Source organism: Sphingobium sp. SJ10-10 (assembly GCF_036038995.2).
Taxonomy (GTDB): Bacteria; Pseudomonadota; Alphaproteobacteria; order Sphingomonadales; family Sphingomonadaceae; genus Sphingobium.
This window is the reverse complement of sequence record NZ_CP158135.1, coordinates 84,377-106,143: the sequence shown is the minus strand read 5'-3', so window position 1 is coordinate 106,143 and position 21,767 is coordinate 84,377. Positions and strand designations below refer to the sequence as shown.

The window sequence follows — 21,767 nt, the reverse complement described above, 5'->3', positions numbered from 1 at the left end:
ATTGTTTGAGTGATCAGTACACAGTCGGATCGTAGCGCGTCAAGTGCATAAATTCCGCTTGCGTCGGCCATATGCGGTTGGGCTCGACCTGATCCGAGAACGTCTGCGCGTCGGTGAACGGTCACGTGCTCAGACCAGAATTTGCGCGGCCCGGCTCTGCTTTGGGGGTTGTCGGGGCGAAGGGAGCCAACATCCCTTGTACAGCTGATCATGGTCTCTTCGCAGGTAGCTTCTGCACCTTCAGGCATCCCTCGAACTGATCGCTGCCATGTAGCCCCAGACGTCGCACGGTGGGCCAAACTGCGTGCTCCGAAATTTCAAATCGATGAAGTTCCTCAGCGGCGTGAGACGTTGACATTTATTTTTCACGCCCTATCCAAACAGTCATGCTGCTGACTCTTTGATCAGCGATGGTCGCTCGGATCGTAGTCTGTGCCGAGTTGTCTCGGGAATATCTTTTCGCGAGAAATGCTAATACAATAGATAGAATATAGGAGAGTTACCGTGCACCATGCTCTACCTCCATTGCGAATTATTGCCGATGGACTAAGCTTCGCAGAGGGGCCCGTGGTCCTTCCGGGCGGAGACATAGCGGTGTGCGAAACCCATGCTGCCGGAATCGTGCGGATAAGTTTAGGCGGTCGGAAGACAAACTATGCCGACGTCGAGGGCGGAGCCAACGGAGCCGCGCTAGGAAGCGATGGCGCGATGTACATCTGCAACAATGGCGCTTGGTATGGGAAGTCTGGTATTCAGGACGGTAGCGCCCGTATCGGTGGCAGAATTCAGCGCGTTTTAGAAGGGGGGCAGCCTCATACGCTTTACGACCACTGCGATGGCCGGCGGCTTATGGCCCCCAACGATATCGTATTTGATGAACACGGAAATTTCTACTTTACAGATTTCGGCTCGCATATCCGCGACATCCGTGACGTCGGAGTGTCGAATGGCGATAAGGACATCGTCGGTATACTAAATATTGTCATTCACTGTCCTCCAGGATCGCTTTATTATGCGTCGCCTGATGGCAAGATGATCCGAGAGATTGTGCATCCGCTCTTGGGCGCTAATGGTGTCGGCCTGAGCCCTGATGGTAAGACCCTCTATGTAGCAGAATCGACCACAGCCCGATTGTGGGCGTTCGAGCTAATCGGCCCTGGAGAGGTGGGAAGCCGGCGGTGCTTGGGCACGTTGCCGCTCGGGACGACTCTGAACATCGCTGTCGCCGATTCGCTTGTTGTGGACTCTGCTGGCAATATTATCGTGGGTACGATCCTCAATGGGGGATTGACCGTCTTCAGTCCAGATGGAACGACTGTTCTGCATGTTCCCACGGGCGACATGTTGACGACTAATGCATGCTTTGGTGGCCCAGACATGCGGTCGCTTTACGTCACTCTCGGTGAACGGGGTGCGCTAGGCGTGTTCGATCCCTGGCCCGTTGCCGGGCTAAAACTAAACTTCCAGCCAGATCATTCCTGACCTGCCCCCCGCTGCATCCCTCGATTTGATGTAGAGTCTGCCCCACTCGAAGGGCAAGCATACGCTGAAGGCCGCGGCGTGGTTCGATCAGGCTGCGATTGCGCGCTGAATTGCGCACCAATTCCACGGCAACAGGGCGTCGATTTGGTTGATAGGATGGTCGGCGATGCGGGCGAGGACATCGGCGAGCCAGGCCTGGGCTCGACCTCGTTGAGGCGACAGGTCTGGAGCAGTGAGTAAGCTGCCGTACGGTCCCTGAATCATAGGGAGCGAGCGCGACCTGCACATCCTTGGGAATTTCGATCAGAACCGGCCCCGGTCGCCCCAGCGTCGCGACGCGAAAGGCGTCGTGGATCGTCTGGGCCAGCCGACTCCCATGTTTCACGAGATAATTATGCTTCGTGCAGTGCCGCGTGATGCCGACCGTATCGCATTCCTGAAAGGCGTCAGTGCCGATGAGATGTGTGGGCACTTGGCCGCTCAGCACGATGACGGGAATGGAGTCCATCATGGCGTCGGTGAACGGCGTGACCAAATTCGTCACTCCGGGGCCGGAAGTGACGAGCACGACACCTGGCCTTCCCGTGGATCGTGCATAGCCTTCAGCCGCGTGGGCGGCTGCGACTTCGTGTCGGACCTGGATATGTCGTATCCGACCATCTGAGAAAAGCAGGTCATAGATGGGGAGGACCGCGCCACCGGGATAGCCGAACACGGTATCGACGTCCAGATCGATCAAGGTGCGGATGATGATCTCTGTTCCGGACAGTTCATCCATTATGTCACCTTAGGTGTTTGCCGAACCGGGTCGTGGCATGGTCCAGCTCGTTTCAGATATGCAGTGCGCGGCCATAGGCGCTCAGCACGCCTTCATGCATGACCTCGGAAATGGTCGGGTGCGGGAATACCGTGCCCATCAGTTCGACCTCAGTCGTCACCAGCGTCTTGCCGACGACATAGCCCTGGATCATCTCGGTCACTTCCGCGCCAATCATGTGCGCTCCCAGAAGCTCGCCGGTGGCTTCGTCGAACACGGTCTTGACGAAGCCCTCGGCCTCGCCGAGCGCAATCGCCTTGCCGTTGCCGATGAAGGGGAATTTGCCGACTTTGACCTTGTATCCGGCTGCCTTGGCCTTGGCTTCGGACAGGCCGACGGAGGCTACCTGCGGACGGGAATAGGTGCAGCCCGGAATGTTCAGCACGTCCATCTCGTGCGGATGCTGGCCGGCGATCGCCTCGACGCAGATCACCGCTTCGTGCATCGCCTTATGCGCCAGCCAGGGAGCGCCAGTGACGTCACCGAACGCATAGATGCCCTCGACATTAGTCCTGCCATAGCCGTCCGTGACGATGTGGCCGCGATCGGTCTTCACGCCCAGTTCCTCAAGCCCGATATTCTCGGTATTGGGGACGATGCCGATAGCGACGACAGCGTGGCTGAACTCCTCCGTGGTGAAGGTGCCGTCCTTCGCCTTGATCTCCGCCTTCACACCCTTGTCGCCTCCAGCTTCTGCAGGCCGGTGGAGGTGCGGATGTCCATGCCACATTTTTTCAGCTGTTTCTCCATGAAGACGCTGATTTCCGCGTCCTCGCCAGGGAGCAGGCGGTCGAGCATTTCGACGATTGTGATCTTCGCGCCCATGTCGCCGTAGAAGCTGGCGAATTCAAGGCCGATCGCGCCCGAGCCGATGACCAGCAGGTTGGTCGGCATTTCCGGCGGGGTCATGGCGGTGCGGTAGGTCCAGATCTTCTTGCCGCCGGCCGGCGCGAAAGGCAGGTCGCGGGCGCGGGCGCCAGTGGCGACGATGATCTTCTTGCCTTCAAGAACCGTCTTCTGGTCGCCTTGGGTGACTTCGAGCTTGCCCTTGCCGGTTAGCTTGCCGGCGCCCTCGACGACCGTGATCTTGTGCTTCTTCATCAGGCCCTTGACGCCGCGGTTTAGCTGATCGGCGACCTTGCGCGATCGCTGCACGACCTTTTCGAGGTCGTATGCGGGCTTGGGCGCTGACAGGCCATAAGCCTCCGCATGGGTGATGTAGTGATAGATTTCCGAGGAACGCAGCAGCGCCTTGGTTGGGATGCAGCCCCAGTTGAGGCAAATGCCGCCCAGCCGCGCTCAACGATCGCGACTTTCAGGCCCAGCTGCGCCGCGCGGATTGCCCCGACATAGCCGCCGGGGCCTGAGCCCAGGATGATAAGATCATAGATGTCGGCCATGATGCGGGTCAGCTCACGATCTGTAGGGGGTGTTCGATAAGGTCGCGCAGCGCCGCCATGAACTGCGCCGCCGTGGCACCGTCGATCGCGCGGTGATCGAAGCTGGCGGTCGCGGCCATGATCGTCGCCAGGGCGATGCCGCCATCGACCTTCCACGGTTGCTCGACCCCAGCCGCGACGCCCAGTATCAGGGCCTGCGGGAGATTGATGACCGGGAACATCTCGTCGATGCCGAGCATGCCCAGGTTGGAGATGGAGGCGGTGCCGCCCTGATAGTCTTCGGGCGCCAGCTTGCCGTCGCGGGCCTTGATCGCCAGCGCTTTGCTCGCCTGGGCGATCGCGGAGAGGGACAGGGCGCCGGCGTCACGGATCACCGGGGTCACCAGCCCGCCCTCGATTGCCACGGCCATGGCTATGTCCACGCGCGCGAAGCGGTGCAGCACCTCTCCGCCGAACTGGACGTTGACGTCGGGCACCGCCGTCATGGCGAGCGCCATCGCCTTGATCAGCAGGTCGTTGACTGACAGCTTGATCCCACGCGCGTCGAGACCCGCATTCAGTTCGCCGCGCAGGCGGTTGAACGCATCGATATTGCAGCGGGCCGTCAGATAGAAATGCGGGACATTCTGCTTGGACTCGGTCAGGCGCCGCGCGATTGTCTTGCGCATGGTGGTGAGCTTGACCGTATTCACCGGAACGCCTGCCGGCGGATCATAGACCGGCGCGGCAATGGCTGCGGGAGCGATGGCGGGCACGGCCATGGCCGGGGCGAGCAGGGACGGGAGGCCCAGATCCGCCTTGACGATGCGGCCCCGCGCACCGGAGCCTGCGATGCCGAGTAGCGACAGGCCGCGCACGGTCGCGATCCGCTTCGCCAGCGGCGTAGCGTTGATCGTGCCATTGTCCGGCGCAGGGGTTCTGGGCGCTGGCGCCGGATCGGCCACGGGGGCAGGGGGCACGGCGGCGGGCGGCGCGAGCGATGCCCTCTCCTGAACGGGGGCGGCCGACACCGTTTCCAGCGCGCGCGCATCGACCTTCTCCCCGGCCTCTGCGACCGTCGCGATTACCGTACCCACCGGCACGTCCTGACTGCCTTCAGGGATCGCAAGCGATGCGATCGTGCCCTCGTCGATGGCCGCCAATTCCATCGTCGCCTTGTCGGTCTCGATCTCGGCGATCAGGTCGCCCGGCTTGATCGTGTCGCCGACCTTCACCAGCCATTTGGCCAGAGTGCCCTTTTCCATCGTTGGCGACAGCGCCGGCATCGTCAGTTCAATCGCCATGTCATGCCTCCAGGAAGAGTTCGGCGGCCGCTTCGACGATCGCGTCGGCGTCCAGCCTGTAGGTCCGGTAAAGATCGGGCAGGTCGCCGGTCTGACCGAAGCGGTCGATGCCCAGCGGGCTGACGCGCATCCCCTTGACGCCGCCCAGCCAGGACAGGGCGCCGGGCGATCCGTCGATCACCGTGATGAGGCCGGCGCCGGGTGCCAGGGCAGAGAGCAACTGCTCGACATGGCTCGGCGCCACACTCTTGTCTGTCCAGCGCGCCGCTCGCCGCGCCGACCAGCCGCGATGCAGCAGATCGGGCGACGTCACGTTGAGCAGGCCCAGGCCCGGCATGTCTTCCGAAAGGATGTCCCAGGCGGCGAGAGCCTCCGGAGCGATCGCGCCGGTGAAGATGATGGCGGCTTCGGAGCCGGGCGCGGGTTGGCGCAGCCAATAGCCGCCCTTGAGCGCATCGGTTTCCCACTCCCCGCCGGTCCGCGCGACTTGCGGGATCGAGCGGGTGCTGAGGCGCAGATAGACCGAGCTGCCGTCGGGTTTCTGCATATGCTCGAAGGCGTGGCGCATCATCAGCGCGACCTCGTCGGCAAAGGCGAGCTCGAAATAGTCGAGATCGGGCTGGCCCATGCCGATCAGCGGCGTGTTGATCGACTGGTGCGCGCCGCCCTCCGCGCCCAGCGTCAAGCCAGACGGCGTGCCGACCAGCAGGAAACGGGCATCCTGGTAACAGCCATAGTTGAGCGCATCGAGGCCGCGCGCAATGAACGGATCATAGACGGTGCCAATCGGCAGCAGTCGCGTGCCGAACTGCGGGGCGGACAGACCCAGCGCCGCCAGCATCAGGAAGAAATTATTCTCCGCTATGCCCAGCTCGATATGCTGCCCCGCCGCATGGCCCGACCATTTCTGGGCCGAGGGTATCTTGGCGGCGTGGAACACGTCCTTCAATTCGCTGCGGCGGAACAGGCCGCGCCGGTTGACGAAACCGCCGAGATTGGTGGTCTGGGTGACGTCAGGCGCGGTCGTGACAATGCGGTCGCCCAGCGGATCGCCGGCCTTGGCAAGGTCCATCAGGATGCGGCCGAAGGCGGACTGGGTCGACTGTTCCTCACCCTCGGGCACGGGCAGGCGCGCCGGGACCGGCACGGCTTCGGCTTGATGCTCGGGTGGGGTCGCGGCAAAGGCGCTGCGGCCGACGAAGGCCTTCAACTCCGCCGCGACATTGTCGCCCAGCCCGCCATAGGGCTCCCATTCCTGCCCCTCGGCGATGTTCAGGTTGGCGCGCAGTACGGCGATCTGGGGCGGGTTCATCATGCCCGAATGATTGTCCTTGTGCCCCGCCAGCGGCAGGCCGAACCCCTTGATCGTATAGGCGATGAACATCGTTGGAGTTTCGTCGTCGGCGGCGGCGAACGCCTCCAGCAGCGTCTCAACACAATGACCGCCCAGATTGGTCATCAGCGCCGCCAGCGCCGGGTCGTCATAGCCGTCCAGCAGCTTGCGGACATTGGCCTTGTCGCCGATGTCGGCGATCAGCCGCGCACGCCAAGCTGCGCCGCCCTGATAGGTCAGCACCGCATAATCGGCATTGGGGCAACCATCGATCCATTCTTCCAGGCTCTTGCCACCCGGCTTCTTGAACGCGGCGCGCTGCAACTTGCCGAACTTGAGTGTCAGGACGCGCCAGCCGCAGGTTTCGAAGATATCGTCGAAACGTCGGAACATACGGTCCGCGGTGGTGTGATCCAGAGACTGGCGATTATAGTCGACGATCCACCAGCAATTGCGGATGTCATGCTTGTAACTCTCGATCAGGCATTCATAGATATTGCCCTCGTCCAGTTCCGCGTCGCCCATCAGCGCGATCATGCGGCCCGCATCTTCGGCGGGCATCTGGGCGTGCGCGATCAGATAATCCTGCACCAGACTGGCGAATGCGGTGATGGCGACCCCCAAGCCGACCGACCCGGTCGAGAAATCGACCGGAATTTGATCCTTGGTGCGCGACGGATAGCTTTGCATGCCGCCCAGGCCGCGAAATCGCTGCAATTGGTCCAGGCTCTGATTGCCCAACAAGTAGTGAATGGCGTGCAGCAGCGGACCGGCATGCGGCTTGACCGCAACCTTGTCTTGCGGGCGTAGCACGCTGAAATAGAGCGCAGACATGATAGTCGTCATGGATGCGCAACTGGCCTGATGCCCACCGACCTTCATTCCGTCGCGCTTCATGCGCACATGATTGGCGTTGTGCACCGTCCAAGATGACAGCCAGCGCAGCCGAGTGTCCAGCGCTTCGAGCGCGTGGATATCCGCCTGCCGGGTATCCGATGTCGCGATGGTCATAACGTGCCTCCAATAAGCAGGTCACATTTTATAGCGCCGTAAGTTGTGCAAATCCTTGCGAATATTGCTTCTATAACTTAGTATCTTGGCATATGTTTGATGATAATCCAGGAATGTAAGAATATAATGCCACAAAATCCCCTAGATGAGATTGATCGCAAAATTCTAGACCGGCTCCAGGGAGACGGCCGCATCACCAATCAACAGCTTTCGGAAGACGTGGGGCTTTCTCCCAGTCCGTGCCTTCGCCGGGTGCCTTCGCCGGGTGCGTTTGCTGGAAGAGAACGGCATCATCGCAGGCTATGTGACGCTGGTGAAGCCGGAAGCGGTTGGTTTGTCGGTCAATGCCTTCGTCCGCATCCGCCTGGACCAGCAAGACGACAGCCATCTGGCATTGTTCGAAGCGGCGATTGCGGCTTTTCCGGAGGTCATGGAATGCTACTTGATGACGGGCGAGGCCGATTATCAGTTGCGCGTTCTCGTCGGTTCGCTCGGTGAGTTCGAGGATTTCCTGCGCCACAAGCTCACCCGGATCAAAGGGGTGTCGCAGCTGACGACCAGCTTCGCCCTGCGCCCGGTGGTCTATCGTACGGCTTTGCCCGTACCGGCCTGATAGCCGGTGTCCACGAGGATGGGGCGCAAAAAATATGTGTCATCGGGCTATCCAGCGAACGGCCTATGCCGGTTCGGCCTGCACCGCGTCGCGGCGGATGCAATAGACAACGAACAGAATCGACAGCCCAGCAACCAGGAAGAAGGGAGACAGGCTGATAATGGCGATTTCGATGCCTTTGGTGCCGTAACGCGGCGTTGCCCAGTCGCTTACCATGCCGACAAAGGGTGGGGCGAGGCCGGTCCCTATCAAATTCGTGATCAGTGTCGGGACGGCGGCAGCGAGCGCCCGCTGATGTGCCCCTACGGAATTCTGGATGATCGCCATGGCGGGCGTATAGAACATCATATTCGGTATCAGGGGGATCGCCAGAAAGAACAGGCCGATCGTCCAGCTATCCAGAAGGCTGCCGGTGACGAGGCAGGGGATGGCAATCACCATGAGCAAGGCCGGGATCATGACCGATATGACGGGATTCCGGCTGAACCGGCTGTTCAGATATCCCCCTGACAGCGCACCGAAGGCGATCGATCCACCCACGACAAGGCTGTAATAGGATGCCACTTCGCCCATGAGCATGCCCTTTGAGCGCATCAGCATCGCTGGGACCCAGCTCGCAAAACCGGAAAATGCAAAACTGCAGAGCGCGCAGGATATCATCAGCGACACAAAGGTCCTGTTCCCGATGAGGGCGCGCATCGTCTGCAGCGCGGCGTGAGGTTCTTCGTTCAGCTTGGCTTCATGGTCGAGAGCGCCGCGCTTGGGCTCGGCCACGAATATCAACAGGCAAAGCGACAGAAATACGCCGAACCCGCCAATAGAGAAAAATGTCACGCGCCAGCCATATTGCACGGTCAACCACCCGCCGACTGCAACGCCTACCGCCGCGCCGAACGGGACGCCCAACGAGTATATGCCGATCGCGATTCCGCGATGCCTCGCTTTGTAATAATCCGAAATGATGGAATAGGATGGCGGCACGCCGCCCGCTTCGCCTATGCCGACCCCCACTCTGGCTATCGCCATATGCACGAAGCTGTTGGCCGCACCGCAAAGACCGGTGCTGATGCTCCACAAGGCACAGGAAAAGGCGACGATCCTCACCCTGTCGGCGCGATCCGCGTACCAGGCCAATGGCAAACCGGCCAACGCATAGACGGCAGCGAACGCAAAACCGGACAGCAGCCCGAGCTGTGTGTCTGTCATGCCGATATCCCGCTTAATGGGTTCAGCCAGCAGCGATACAAGCTGTCTATCTATATAGTTGAACGTATATACGAGGCAGAGAATGAACAGCGCGACCTGCGGTTGCCAGTGATTGATTGGTCGTCCCTTAGCCATCGCACAGTTACCTTTGCATACCGGGCGAAAGCGTTAGCGGGTTAACATTTTCTTCCCACAAGCGTAATTGCATCTTGGACCGGTCATAAATTTTCAGAAAGTTTTGGTGATCTCGGCTCCATAGGTCCGGGGCGGATTATACTGACCTGAAGCGACAAAACCCAGAGCACCTGATAGATCGATCGGGCCAGGCCCATATTTTTCCTTCGTGATATTCTTCGCGAAAATGGCGAATGTTGTCCCCGATTTTGAAAGGTCCAAGGCGATCCGCGCATTCAGTTGCTCATGGCTCGGTGAATAAGCGCTGGGTTCAGATACAAGTTGCCTGTCCTCCCATGAATAGTCGATGTTGGCTGACACTGTCCCGATAGTGATCGGCTGCGTATAGGCCGCCGACACGCCTATCCGCCATTTCGGCGTGAACCAGACAGGCAGGTTGGTCAGATCGACACCGGTCGGCGTGAGGTAGCGCGTAAATTTCGCGTCGGTATATGCACCGTTTGTGGAGATTTCCAATCCTTTTACCGGCAATACGGTCGCTTCGAACTCAATGCCGTTTACCTTGACGCCGGCAGCATTCTGCGTGGAAATCGGCGTGCTTGTGCTGCCCACCACTGGCCGCGCCTGGTTGCGGATGGAATCATCAATGATAGAGTGATAGCCGCTGACATTGACCCGCAGGCGGCGATCAAACCATTCCGACTTCATGCCGACTTCGTAATCGGTCACGACTTCGGGACGGAACGGAATGAACGCTACATCCGCTGCGGCGACCGTCGTCGCGCCCGCGGTCTCCTGCAATCCGCCCGAACGATAGCTGCGGCGGGTGGTGGCATAGAATAGCAGGTCTCTGTCAGGTTTATATTCGATGCTACCGGTATAGCTCCAGCGCGTGAACGACACGTCCATCGGCCTTATGCAATTGGCAATACCCCCGATAGATGCGAGGCTTCGTCCAAGGGAAAGGCAATTTGTGTTGTTATAGTTGCTGGAATCCAGAGACCGGTCATCCCGGCTCAGCCGAACGCCGCCCGTGACCGACAATGTATCCAGCACGCGGAATGTGTGTTGCGTGAAAATGCCCTTGCTGCGGTTGCCCACGCGCGCGTTTTGAAACGTTATGGCATTATTGCCACCTATCCGCCGCAGACTCTCTTGCCACGACGTTTCCATCCCGTTCTCCTTGGAATAATAGAGGCCGAGGATCGATTTTAGGCGTCCGTCCAGAAAATCGCCGGAAATCTGGAGTTCCTGGGAAAATTGCCGATCGTGCGCCGCCAGATAGGGATATTGAAGGATGGCATATGGAGTGCCGTCCAGATCCGATGTGCCGTTGCGGTCGAACCGCCGCAGCGCCGTGATCGATTTTGCCGATATCTTGTCGTTCAAATCATAATCGATCGTAGCCGAAAAACCCCATGCCTTCATGTCTTCCCTGGCCGCCTGGTCAAAATTACCGTCGCGCGCGTTGCCGGCGGAAAATGTGCGCAATGCCCTGTCTGCATCCAGCAGCAGCGCGTCACGGGTCGCAGGCGAAAGCGCCAGCCACGCCGCAAGGTTTGGAATATCGTTGCGCTCCAACGCTGCTTCGACCGTAGGGAACGGCCCGCCGGTGCCGGCACCTGCGACAGTTGGCGCCTGTAGAAAGCTGAAACCCTTATAGGCCCCCTGCGTCGACCGCGTTCTGCTGTAATCCGCCCGTAGCGTAGCCTGGAACGTCGTTCCAGGGGTCCAACTCAACGCCGTTCGGAACATCCGACCGTTGACCTTGTCCGTACGAGAGCCGTCGAACATATTGCGGCCGTAGCCGTCGCGTCCGAAAAAAGAAGCCACGCTTCGTGACGATAGCGTATCCGTGACGGGGAGATTAAGTACAGCCGATGCCGCGCGATCGCCATAGGCTCCGATCCGGGCTTTGACGCTTCCCTCCAGGCGATCCGTAGGCGCTTGGGTGAAGAAATTGATCGCGCCGCCTGATGTGTTTTTGCCGAACAATGTGCCCTGCGGGCCGGACAGCACTTCCACCCGCGCTATATCCAGTAGTTCGGAGGCGTTAACGCCCACGGCGCGGGGGAGATATACGCCATCCACATAAATGCCCACTGCCGGATCGTTGTTCAGTCTTATATCCACATACGCCACGCCTCGGCTTGCGAGGATGACGGATGTATTGCCGAATGATGCTGGGATGATGTGTAGGGAGGGCGTGATCTGCTGTAACTGGATAAACTGCGTTATCGATTTTGCGACGAGATCTTCGCCACTGGCCACGGTCAGGGAGATGGGAATGTCCTGCGCATTTTCCGCCCGTTTGCGCGCGGTGACCACGATGTCGCCCAGCATATTGTCTGCGCGCTCTTCCGTGCCGGTCTGTGCTGAGGCTTGTTCGATCGATACCGACGGTAAGCACGAAACGGCCGCAAACATGATAGTCGAAACCTGAAGCGCACGCGCCATGTCAAAACTCCCCCCAACATTTATCTCTATTATATTTAGTCATTAGACGACGGGGGCGATCTCCCGATGCAACAGCATCCGAATGATCACCCCCGACTAATCTTGATGCGAAGCGCAGGCAGGGCCTATGTTAGTCAGGCCGTTCGCAATTGGGGAGGAAGGCGATCGGCCGGCACGGGCGGGCGATACATATTGCTGTCCTGGCACTCAGTTATCGTCACGCGCTGCAGTGTGCGGGTGACGCCCGGCGTCAGGCCGCCACGCGCATGCTGGAATGCATGATTGGACCATACCACCATGTCGCCGTTGCGCCAGCGATGCTGGTAGATATTGGATGGGGCATAGAGGTAGCCATAAAGCTCAGCCAGAAGCTCTTCGCTCTCGCTTTCCTCAACACCCTTCAGGGCAGCCGTGTTCTGCTGCGTGACATACAAAACGGGCAAATTGGTGATGGGATCGGTCGCGATGACGGGGTGATTGGCAACAGGGGCATCTTCGGGATATCCCTCCAGTCGCTGGCGACCGTTGATCGCTTCCGACGAATAGCCGTAAAGGTTGACGCTTTCCAGTTCGGCAATCCGGCGGCGCAAATCGTCCGGAAGGGCCTTCAATGCCGCCAGACCGTTCGCAAATTTCGTCCAGGTAGCTTCATACTGAACGTCTATGGCATGAAGCGAGATGCCGAGCAGCGGCGATTCTGTATAGATGAAATCGGAATGGAACGACACATCGATGTCGCCCAGCATGCCGTCAACGCGCGTATTCGAGACATAGCCGACGGTCGTCCAGTCGTCCAATATAGGTCCCAGCTTTCCAATGATACGGCGTTGCTGCTCCAACGTCAGATTCTGATCCCGGAAAAGCAGAAATCCGTGCTTCTGGAACAGCTCGACAACCTCATCATCATAGGTCGACTCGCGCAGATCTACACTTACCTCGACGCCGCCCACCGGCAATTCCGTATAAGAGAAAGACATCAAACTCACCTTTTTTCTGGCTATGGTTTTGACCGTAGAAGCTTGCCGAGCTTACTGACTTAGTGATCAGCTATCACCGTTCTAAAATGCTGTCAATGCGACACGTGGGTTGCTAAGCAGAATCAGGCCCCGGCCAGGCCGAGCGTCGAATCCGGTTGCTGCGGCGGGCAATGGGCTGCCGCTTCTTAGCGCCATAAAGCCAAGGCAACTTCCGCAAATTTTATGACACGACAGATTTACGTATAACAATGGAGATGAAATATGGACAAAGACGAGACCTGCGAGATCATCCCGCAGCAAACCTACGCGCGCCATGTCGTTTTTTATCCCGTATCTGTCGTGTGGGACGCTATTCGCGATTTCGACGCTCATGGATCATGGCTGCCGCACGTTGAAGCTACGGAGATGTTGGATAGCCCTTCCGGCGACATACGCACGATCCGAAGACTGCGATTTTCGGATGGATCATATGCAGATGAACAGGTCACCAAGGTGGACGATGAGGAAAATATCCTCGAATATACGCTGGTCGGCGAGACGGCATGGCCCATTCGCGACGTTCGCGGTATCATTGCCGCGACGGGTGATGAAAGCGCGACACTGGTAGAGCGCACGGTTAACTTCAATTCGGTAGGCGACCCTGGCGCGGCCAGCGTACTGATAGCAAACTTCAACGCCGGCTTGCTCGAAAGTCTGGAGCATCTATCCGTTTATCTGGGAACGCAATTGGTGGAGGGCGATGCGATCCCCATCTGACCGAGGTGCCGACGGCCAGAAAATGAGTGTTGTGGCGTGCCCGCGCGGCCGGCGGCACCACGCGCGACACGATATACCGAAGTGCTGAAAAGCGCGCAGTTTGCCCATGTTTGTTCGATCAAGTTTGGGCGAAGCTGCGTATCGGTGCGTCACCGTTCCAGCGATCGGCCGCATCCCGGATCATGGCGCGGGTCCGGTCGAAAGCGGGCGTGCTCTGGATGAATTCCGTCAGGTAGCCGTGTTGGGCGCGCGTATCGATGAACATGTATCGCGTTTCGCCGAACCGGTCCTCGAAGAAGGGCGGTAAATCCAGTGCCGCATATTGTTCGACGATAGCGTCCAGGTCAGAGACCGCGACGCCGATATGATGCAAGTCGCCTTGCGGTGGACATACCTGATCCCCGAACAGCGGGCATGTGGCCACATGTTGCTGGATGAGCTCTATCTGGATATCGCCGGCCTGGGCGATAGCGGCACTGATCTCGAACGACGCTGGCCGTCCCAGAAAAAGAGCCCGCTGGGAAGGAACCCTGGGGGAGAAGAAAAAAGGTCCAATACCACGCACCTCGATCCAGTGGCGCATGGCCTTCTGGATGTCGCTGACGATCCATGCGCGTTGGAATATTTCCCGATCCTTGTCCTGCGCCTGGATCATTGCGCGGTAAACCCCCCATCCACTGGGATGGCCGCACCGGTTATGAAGGATCCGGAACTGCTGGCGAGAAAGATCACGAGTCTTGCAACCTCATCGGCATCGGCAAACCGCTTGAGCGCATGTTTGTCGATCCATTGCTGGGCATTGGATGCGTCCTGCGCCAGATACTGTTCGTTGAGCGGGGTGAGTATGCCGCCGGGACAGACGGCATTCACACGGATGCCCACGTCGCCATATTCCAGCGCAGCAGTCCGTGTGAGGCCGATAATGCCTGATTTCGTCGCCGAATAGATTGAGGCTGACGGATTGCCGACCAGACCCGCGATCGAGGAAATATTCACGATGGAGCCGCCACCGCGATCGAGCATCATGGGAATGGCATGTTTCATGAACAGGAACGTCGAGCGCAGGTTCGTATCGACAATCATATCGAATTCGATGTGCGAATATTCGTGAAGTTTCTTGGGTTGGCCAGAAATGGCGGCGTTATTGCATAAAATATCGACGCCGCCCCAGCGCTCGTCGATGGTCGCGAACAGGGACGCGATTTGCGCGACGTTGGCGATATCCGCTACGATTGGGTGTGCTTTCGGGCCCAGCGATGCGGCCGTGTCGTTTACGGCAAGATCGCGGTCGATGCAGATCACTTCGGCGCCCCCTTCCACCAATTGGCTGGTAATGGCTTTGCCTAGCCCTTGCGCAGCACCAGTTACGACGGCGATCTTCTCATTCAGCATCCTCGTTCGCCTCTTCAGTTTTTTGGAAATGGCAGGGCCGTGCCGCCCCTCATCGCCACAACCCCGTTTCAGCATGTCCACCCAACTGCCGGATGGCGGCGATCAACAACACTATGCACAAAGGATTGCCTTACGTGACGCGCTGGATCTCGCGTATGGCCCGTTCCGAAAGGGAAGGAAGCCGGCAGGTCATGCCGCCGTCCACCACTATGGCCTGCCCAGTGATATAAGCACCGCCATCCGACGCCAGAAATACAGCGGCAGATACCACCTCTTCTTGCTGGCAAGATCGATTGAGGACAGTTGCGGCATCCAGATAGGCCCGCCCTTCGGCGGTATTGGGGGCCGGAAAACCGCTTCGAGTCATTCCGGTCACGACATTGGCGGGGTTGATGCAATTGACCGTAATGCCGTTCCGCCCAAGCTCGATCGGCAGCCCCTTCATGAGCCCGGATACCGCGTGTTTGGACGCCACATAGGGGCCGTAACGCCGCAAGCCAAAATCTACGTTCACCGACGACGTGGTGATGATCCTGCCATATGCGCTCTCCCGCAAAAGGGGAATGCATGCCCGACTAATCCGAAACACCGCATCGACATTGACGGAAAAGACTCTCGCCCAGCTTGCATCGCTGGTTTCCTCGATGGGCCCCAGATCCCCAGGAACTCCGGCATTGTTGACCAGGATATCGAGCCCGTCCAATTCGCTCTGGATAGTGCCCACAAGCGTATCGGCGGCATCACCGGCGGTGACGTCCTGCCTGAGCGCCCTGATGGCGCTGGACGCTCCAAACGCAGCCATGAGTTTGTATTCCGACAAATCGACAGCCAGAACCTTCGCGCCTTCTTGCGCAAATAATTCTGCAATGGCGCGTCCGATGCCGTCGGCGGCGCCTGGATTAACGCCCGCCGTCCGGACAACTGCCCCATTATCCTCTCCCTATATTCTGTTTAGTCAAATGCCGGGTCTCCGCCGCGAGATGCATAAAAAACAAGCAGTGAATGGGAAAATTCACGCCAACGGCAACGTCAGAAGCTCGTCTATAACTCCACGAAAACATCGTCATCTTCGACGATGATCTTGTACGCGATACTGTCCTCGCTTGCTGGCAGTCCGGACACGACGCCGTTGCGGAGGCAAAAGCGTGATCCATGCGCGGGGCATTCGACTGAATCCCCATCGAGGAAGCCTTCGCTCAGGGATTCGTCTTCGTGGGTACAACGGTCATCTATTGCCAGGATATCGCCACTGTTCAGATGAGCGATACAGAGGATTTTCCCTCCAACTTCCAGCCTAGTAAGTTCACCGGCAGCGAAATCTTCGGTTTTACCAATGCTGTGACGGCTCATCGGCCCGCACTCCAATCGCTGAGAATTATAGGAAAGCTGATGTAGGTCGGGATATTGTCCGCACCGCGCATCGCCAGAAGCTGTGGAGTTTGGCGAGGATCCAGCTTAACGTCCGCCTGAAACAGCCTTTGCAACAGGTGGATATGGCTTCCGCTTTTGCCGTCATTCCCCAGTACGACCCGCAGCCCCATGCATTGATGCGCGCCCGCGCCAAAGGAGAAGCCATACCGGTCATAGCCGTCGGGCTTCGGGCGATGCGGATTGAAGACGTCGGCATCTTCGCCGAACACCGTTTTGTCTCGTCCTGCAGTTGGCAACATGGCGTGGATTTCGTCGCCCGCATTTATCGGGCATCCGTTCGGACCCGGGATCTCGTCCGATGCCACTCGTGTGATATAGGGTACGAACGGACCTTTAAGCCGCAATGTCTCCTGCAGCGCATTGCTCATAAATTCCATACTGTCGATCAGTTCCCGGTCTTTTGGATGAGCCGTGAACCAGTTGGACAGGTCAGCAATCGTGTTGAGCACCGCCTGGGCGCTAGTTCCCGTGGATGCAACGAAGAAGAGAATAGCTTCCTTGACCGCCAAATCTTCGTCGGCGTAATTTTCATTGGCGCCGGTGGCTACCATCTGCAGGAGGTTGCGAGGAATATCCTCTTCTGCCATTTCACCGCGCGCAACCCGGTCCAGATCACCCCGCATCGCCTCGAACGAAGGGCGATAAAATTCCCTGAGGAAGATTTCCTTCGCCGAAATTGCTTCCCGGATGATCCTCTCGCGATCTTGAAAATGGCCGGAACTCATACCCGCGAAGATCGGCAGGGCGCACGCCTGCAACCGCTCCATACGCTCGACGCTTTCGATGTCTCGCAGGCCGATGATCTTTGCGGCAAATTCCAGGAACACCTTCTCGACGACCGGTGCCAGATCGCAGCTGAAGCTGCCGTCCTCCCCGCGCACGAGCGCGCGGCCCAGCCAACGGTCGACCGAGGGGAGCACCACATCCTCCCGAAACCGGACAAGTTGGTCGGGCCGCACGAGCGCGTTCAAAAGTCCGCGCCGCGCGCGATGGGGGTCCCCGTTGATCATCGGCAGAATTCCGATCAAGAACTCCTCCGAGTTGATCGTACCCACCTCGGTCGGGTCCAGGTAATTGTTGCTCGAGACGTCAGCGTCACCGAACGCCGCTCTCGATCGGAGCGCAGTCTTCACCCCCTCCATCGTGTCGAGTTCTACTGTCTTCGCACCGAAAGGGCATTTGGCGGCATTCGTATTCTGCGCGATGTTCATCGTCAAACTCCTACAGGGATTTGATATCTCGGACGATTTTGCTACTTCGAACCATCGTATCGGCTTCCGCGGATGAGATCCGCAGCCTTCTCGCCGATCATGATCGTCGCGGCGTTGGTGTTCGTGCTGGTAATGGAAGGCATGATCGAGGCATCGGCGACCCGCAGGCCATCCACCCCTCTCACCCGCAAAGCTGGATCGGTTACCGCCTGATCGTCCGCACCCATGCGACAGGTACCGACCGCATGATATCCAAGCGAAACAGTGCTCCTGATATAATCCGTCCACTGGTCGTCTGTTTCGGGCACAGGGTTCGGATTGCGAGCCGCTGTTATCAACGCCTGCATGGTGGGAACCTTGCTCAGCCGATCAATGAACCTGCACCCTGCAATCAGCGTATCGACATCGCGCTGATCATCGAGCAAAGCATGAGAAATCTTGACCTTTCGATCCTTATCCAGCCTGATATGTCCCCGACTTTTGGGTCGACATAGCGAGGCATAGAGGGTCACGATCTGATCCGTGGGTATGCCGCCACCCCCCGAACTCCAGGTTTCCGCCTCGGGAGACAGATCGAAGCCCAACGGCATGAAATGGATTTGCAGGTCCGGCTCATTCCGTTCTTCACTGGATCGCACGAGGCCCATCGCCGGCACGGCGGGCGCCGCAAGCGGCCCCGACCGATTCCAACCGAAACGGGCAAAGTATCCGAGCATGTCGATCGGACGCTGCCGACTGTTGAGCGTCGGGCGATTGACGAATTTATTCTGTCCCACGCCAGGATGCTCGTGCAGATTGGCGCCCACGCCCTGAAGATCGTGCACGACATCGATGCCGAGTTCGCGCAGATACTCGGCCGGGCCGACGCCTGATCGCAATAGGATGGCGGGTGAACCCATCGCACCGGCGCTCAGGATAATCTCACGGGTTGCTTCAATCGTCGCCGCGCCATGTTCTGTAGTGAACTCGACGGATTTGGCGCGCCTGCCTTCAAACGAAATACGCTCTACATTCGCCCGCGATATTATTTCCAGATTCTTGCGATGGCGGATGGGGCGCAGATAGGCTTTCTCCGTACTGCACCGCCATCCGCGGCGTTGGGTCGCTTGAGCGTAAAATACGCCCTCCATGTCACCACCGGCAGGATCGACGAGCGTTGGTATGCCAAATTCGTTGCAAGCTTTGATGAACCTGTCGGTGAGGGGATGATAGCCCCGCCGCATGGGCGAAACCGTAAGCGGTCCCTCTGTGCCGCGGGATGGGCTTGGCATGCCGGTCCATGTTTCGGACTTCCTGAAATAGGGCAGAACATCGTCGAACCCCCAGCCAGTAGCCCCTGCTTCAACCCAGCCGTCAAAATCCCTGCGTGTCCCCCGAACATAGACTTGGCCATTGATGGAACTGCCGCCGCCGAGCATTTTGCCGGCCGGCCAGATCAGTTGACGATCCTTGATCGTGAGGTCGGGATCGTGGCTGTAGCACCAGTCCGTTTGGGGGTTGCCGACCAGTTTCACATATCCGATGGGGACCTGCACCATCAGCGAGCGGCCGTCTCCGCCGGCTTCCAGCACCACGACCCGAACGGCAGGATCTTCAGACAGGCGGCTTGCGATTACCGCACCCGCGCTGCCGCCGCCGACTACCACATAATCAGCTGTTGCAATTTTATGAACAGGCTTAAACATGTCCCACGGCCCCAAACGGCTTTTTTCGCCATATATAATCGATGCGCGCCGCAGAAATGAAAGCCGCCTTGCCACGTTTCTCGACTGAGAAGAGAAGTCTCGCGAGGCGACGTGATGGAGCGAAAGTCAAAACAAACAGGCTGGCCGGAGCGAGCGAGACCACGGACATAAGCGACGCGCCCGAGGCGCGCCGCTTACGGATATGAGCATCGGACTTCATGAAAAAAACCTTGGCCGGCATCATGGCGTCCTCATGCCAATAGTCACTCCGAACGTCCTTGGGCGTCCAGCTATCCGCGATACGCCGTCGCCAAAGGAAATCGCGTTACTCCAGTATCGCTCATTATTCAGATTGCGCGCCCAAACGCTTGCATACCATCCCTTGTCTGATCGCAGCCCTATGCGGGCATCCAATACGAAATAGCGCTTGATTTGGAACGCGGAGGGCTCGCCCAAATCAGCATATGTCCGCGAATTATATACTCCCGATGACCCGATGTACCCTTCGAGTCCGTCGCCGACAGGCGCAGCGTATTCCGCATCAAAATTGGCAGAGAAGGGTGGAGCAAGATTGAATTCGGATCCGCTGTAGTAAGTCGGCAGTCCAAGATAATTCAGTCCAACATACTGATTAACTTCGGTTTTTACATAGGTGGCGGCACCATGCAAAGTCAAACCATCCACCGGGCGGGCCGTAAAATCAAAATCAAAGCCTTTCACGCTCGACTTCGGAATATTGATCACTGTAGGCAACACAATCAAGCTTTGAACGTACGTGAAAAATTGTTTGTCGCGATAATCATAATAGAAACCAGAAAGGCTGAACTGCAAATGGCGATCAAAAGCCGAACCCTTCGCGCCGATTTCGTAAGATGTAAGTTTTTCCTGCCTTACAGGTCGAATTTGTGATGAAAGGGTAGCAAACTGGTCGGGGAACTGCCCAGCTTTGTAACCACGACTGACTAGGCCGTAGAGTAACGTGCCGGGCGAAATCTTATAGTTCACTCCCGCGCGCCAGGAGACATTGTTCTGCTTTTGACTTTTTTGAACGGCGCCGGGTAAAAAGGTTGGGTTGGCGCCCAGATCGTCCAACGTGACACAGCCACCCGGAGAAATAGGGTCTGGTACCGCCGGAAGACCGGCATTTGCTCGCGCAAATGCCGAAAGTCCGTTGATTGCGCCTGCGAAGATGCCATTGCCACCATCCAACGTGCAGCCCTGAACAGTCTGCTTTGTATTCGTGTAACGCACGCCACCAGTTAGCGTCACATCATTAACTATTTCGTAATCGACATTTGCAAATGCCGCGATTGCTTCATTGGTCAATCTGAACTGATTTGAAAGTTGAGTACCTATTGGCAGCGCAGAGTATCCGGGATAAACGGCAGTAAAATTGTCCTTGCTGAATAGATCATGCGCGTAGTTGCCACCTACTGTGTAGGTTATTCCTTGCGACGGCAAATCCCCAGACAATCGGATCTCTTGGGTGAACGACGATATAGCCGCCGTTAAGACGATCTGCTGCGTCGGTACTGACATTCCATCAGAATCCCGCGGATTTCTGGAATGCGTGTTAACATAATTTGATAAAGAAGTAATATTGGCATTTTCACTCAACTTGTAGTCAGCTCGCACAATCGCCTGATAAGTCTGTATATTGCCCCGTGTATTAAAATTGGGGTCGATACCAGTTTCACGATTCTTGGTTGCCAACGGATAGGTCGTCAGTCCTGGCGCGGGATTTGTCGGGTCAGCAGGAGTGACAAGTGATGCTTGGAGCTGTTGAATTTCGCTCCGATCGATGAAAGCGTTTCCGATCACGGACAGCGTTAGACGATCGGTCGTCGCCCATTCCGTCGAGAGGCGCGCGCCAAACTTGTTCTGGTCGCCATTTTCCCGTCCGGTCGTGGGATCATGTTGCCACGCGCCGAACTGCGTTGTGGTAAGCGCCACTCGGGCCTTGAGTGTATCGGATATAGGTCCGCTGACGAAGCCCTCCAGCCTCACCTGTCCGAAATGATTTGCGTCGAGCAGTGCACCGGTAGCGAACGAATTGGTCGGTTTGGCTGATATTACATTGATTGCGCCGCCGGTCGAATTTTGCCCAAAAAGGGTTCCTTGTGGTCCTTTAAGAACCTCGACGCGCTCGACATCAAGCAATAATCCTCCGGTCATGATTGGATAGGATAATGGCGCTTCGTCGAGATACGCATTGACCGCAGCGGGCGATGCTCCAGAATTGGAATAGAAATTCACGCCACGCAATGAATAGAGAGGGTAACCAAGGGGGCCGACACTAGCTGAAAAACCCGGCGCGACTATTGCGAGCTGCGAAAGGTCGGTTACACCTGCATTCTGCAGCTGGTCTCCTGATGCGGCGTTGATCGTCATGCCGACGTCGCTCAGGCTCTGCGCGCGCTTTTGCGCCGTTACGATGATGTCATCCACCGCGGAGCTGCCACTTTGCGGCCCGGTCGCCCCTTGGCCAGCAGCAGTTTGAGCCTGCGCGCTGACTGAAAGGCCCCAAGACATGCACAATACGCTGACAGATGTAATGAGCCGGATTATCATAGAACTC

Annotated in this window: 15 protein-coding genes and 4 pseudogenes; 3 read left to right on the top strand and 16 right to left on the bottom strand. The window is 58.1% G+C overall.

Annotation, left to right across the window (positions count from 1 at the left end):
• The first annotated feature begins 594 nt into the window (after positions 1–594).
• Complete coding sequence (locus tag VVT58_RS22410; RefSeq protein ID WP_237230216.1) at positions 595–1,482, top strand: SMP-30/gluconolactonase/LRE family protein; 888 nt, start codon at positions 595–597, stop codon at positions 1,480–1,482.
• 87 nt (positions 1,483–1,569) lie between these two features.
• Here the strand turns inward: VVT58_RS22410 and VVT58_RS22405 are convergent.
• The 5 genes and pseudogenes from VVT58_RS22405 to VVT58_RS22385 all read right to left on the bottom strand — a co-directional run.
• A pseudogene (locus VVT58_RS22405) lies at positions 1,570–1,727 on the bottom strand (transposase domain-containing protein); the annotation flags it as partial.
• 14 nt (positions 1,728–1,741) lie between these two features.
• Positions 1,742–2,260, bottom strand: a pseudogene (locus tag VVT58_RS22400) (thiamine pyrophosphate-binding protein); the annotation flags it as partial.
• A 52-nt stretch (positions 2,261–2,312) separates the two neighbouring features.
• Positions 2,313–3,699 (bottom strand): annotated as a pseudogene (lpdA, locus tag VVT58_RS22395) (dihydrolipoyl dehydrogenase).
• A gap of 8 nt (positions 3,700–3,707) precedes the next feature.
• Complete coding sequence (locus VVT58_RS22390) at positions 3,708–4,982, bottom strand: dihydrolipoamide acetyltransferase family protein (protein ID WP_066564579.1); 1,275 nt, start codon at positions 4,980–4,982, stop codon at positions 3,708–3,710.
• A 1-nt stretch (position 4,983) separates the two neighbouring features.
• Positions 4,984–7,326, bottom strand: coding sequence for a transketolase (locus VVT58_RS22385; RefSeq protein WP_327753062.1), 2,343 nt, complete (start codon positions 7,324–7,326; stop codon positions 4,984–4,986).
• Positions 7,327–7,452: 126 nt separating this feature from the next.
• Between VVT58_RS22385 and VVT58_RS22380 the strand changes: the two are divergent.
• Positions 7,453–7,939: pseudogene (locus VVT58_RS22380) on the top strand (Lrp/AsnC family transcriptional regulator).
• Between the two features lie 63 nt (positions 7,940–8,002).
• Here VVT58_RS22380 and VVT58_RS22375 read toward each other — a convergent pair.
• The 3 genes from VVT58_RS22375 to VVT58_RS22365 all read right to left on the bottom strand — a co-directional run bounded on the left by VVT58_RS22375 (position 8,003) and on the right by VVT58_RS22365 (position 12,714).
• On the bottom strand, positions 8,003–9,280 hold the full coding sequence (locus VVT58_RS22375) for an MFS transporter (RefSeq protein ID WP_066564574.1): 1,278 nt from the start codon (positions 9,278–9,280) through the stop codon (positions 8,003–8,005).
• Positions 9,281–9,373: 93 nt separating this feature from the next.
• Positions 9,374–11,737 carry a TonB-dependent receptor gene (locus tag VVT58_RS22370; RefSeq protein ID WP_066564571.1) on the bottom strand — a complete coding sequence of 788 codons (2,364 nt, stop codon included), beginning with the start codon at positions 11,735–11,737 and terminating at the stop codon, positions 9,374–9,376.
• Positions 11,738–11,871: 134 nt separating this feature from the next.
• Entirely contained in the window at positions 11,872–12,714 is an 843-nt protein-coding gene (locus VVT58_RS22365) for a TauD/TfdA family dioxygenase (RefSeq protein WP_145907828.1), read from the bottom strand.
• 261 nt (positions 12,715–12,975) lie between these two features.
• Between VVT58_RS22365 and VVT58_RS22360 the strand changes: the two genes are divergently transcribed.
• Positions 12,976–13,470: an SRPBCC family protein gene (locus VVT58_RS22360; RefSeq protein ID WP_066564564.1), complete on the top strand. Its 495-nt coding sequence runs from the start codon at positions 12,976–12,978 to the stop codon at positions 13,468–13,470.
• Between the two features lie 118 nt (positions 13,471–13,588).
• Here VVT58_RS22360 and VVT58_RS22355 read toward each other — a convergent pair whose 3' ends face one another.
• From VVT58_RS22355 to VVT58_RS22320, 8 genes are all read right to left on the bottom strand, one after another.
• On the bottom strand, positions 13,589–14,125 hold the full coding sequence (locus VVT58_RS22355) for a VOC family protein (protein ID WP_066564561.1): 537 nt from the start codon (positions 14,123–14,125) through the stop codon (positions 13,589–13,591).
• Positions 14,122–14,862, bottom strand: coding sequence for an SDR family NAD(P)-dependent oxidoreductase (locus VVT58_RS22350; RefSeq protein WP_066564558.1), 741 nt, complete (start codon positions 14,860–14,862; stop codon positions 14,122–14,124). Before VVT58_RS22350 ends, VVT58_RS22355 begins: the two co-directional genes overlap by 4 nt.
• A 130-nt stretch (positions 14,863–14,992) precedes the next feature.
• The gene (locus VVT58_RS22345; RefSeq protein WP_237230235.1) at positions 14,993–15,730 is read right to left on the bottom strand and encodes an SDR family oxidoreductase; all 738 of its coding nucleotides are present in this window, start codon (positions 15,728–15,730) and stop codon (positions 14,993–14,995) included.
• Between the two features lie 173 nt (positions 15,731–15,903).
• Complete coding sequence (locus tag VVT58_RS22340; protein WP_066564551.1) at positions 15,904–16,212, bottom strand: non-heme iron oxygenase ferredoxin subunit; 309 nt, start codon at positions 16,210–16,212, stop codon at positions 15,904–15,906.
• Positions 16,209–17,504, bottom strand: a complete 1,296-nt coding sequence (locus VVT58_RS22335; RefSeq protein ID WP_066564548.1) for a cytochrome P450 — start codon at positions 17,502–17,504, stop codon at positions 16,209–16,211. Before VVT58_RS22335 ends, VVT58_RS22340 begins: the two co-directional genes overlap by 4 nt.
• A gap of 41 nt (positions 17,505–17,545) precedes the next feature.
• Complete coding sequence (locus tag VVT58_RS22330) at positions 17,546–19,189, bottom strand: GMC family oxidoreductase (protein ID WP_082749241.1); 1,644 nt, start codon at positions 19,187–19,189, stop codon at positions 17,546–17,548.
• On the bottom strand, positions 19,182–19,433 hold the full coding sequence (locus VVT58_RS22325) for a hypothetical protein (RefSeq protein WP_066564544.1): 252 nt from the start codon (positions 19,431–19,433) through the stop codon (positions 19,182–19,184). Before VVT58_RS22325 ends, VVT58_RS22330 begins: the two co-directional genes overlap by 8 nt.
• Positions 19,430–21,760: a TonB-dependent receptor gene (locus tag VVT58_RS22320; protein ID WP_082749240.1), complete on the bottom strand. Its 2,331-nt coding sequence runs from the start codon at positions 21,758–21,760 to the stop codon at positions 19,430–19,432. The genes VVT58_RS22325 and VVT58_RS22320 overlap by 4 nt, the downstream gene beginning before the upstream one ends.
• Positions 21,761–21,767 lie beyond the last annotated feature (7 nt).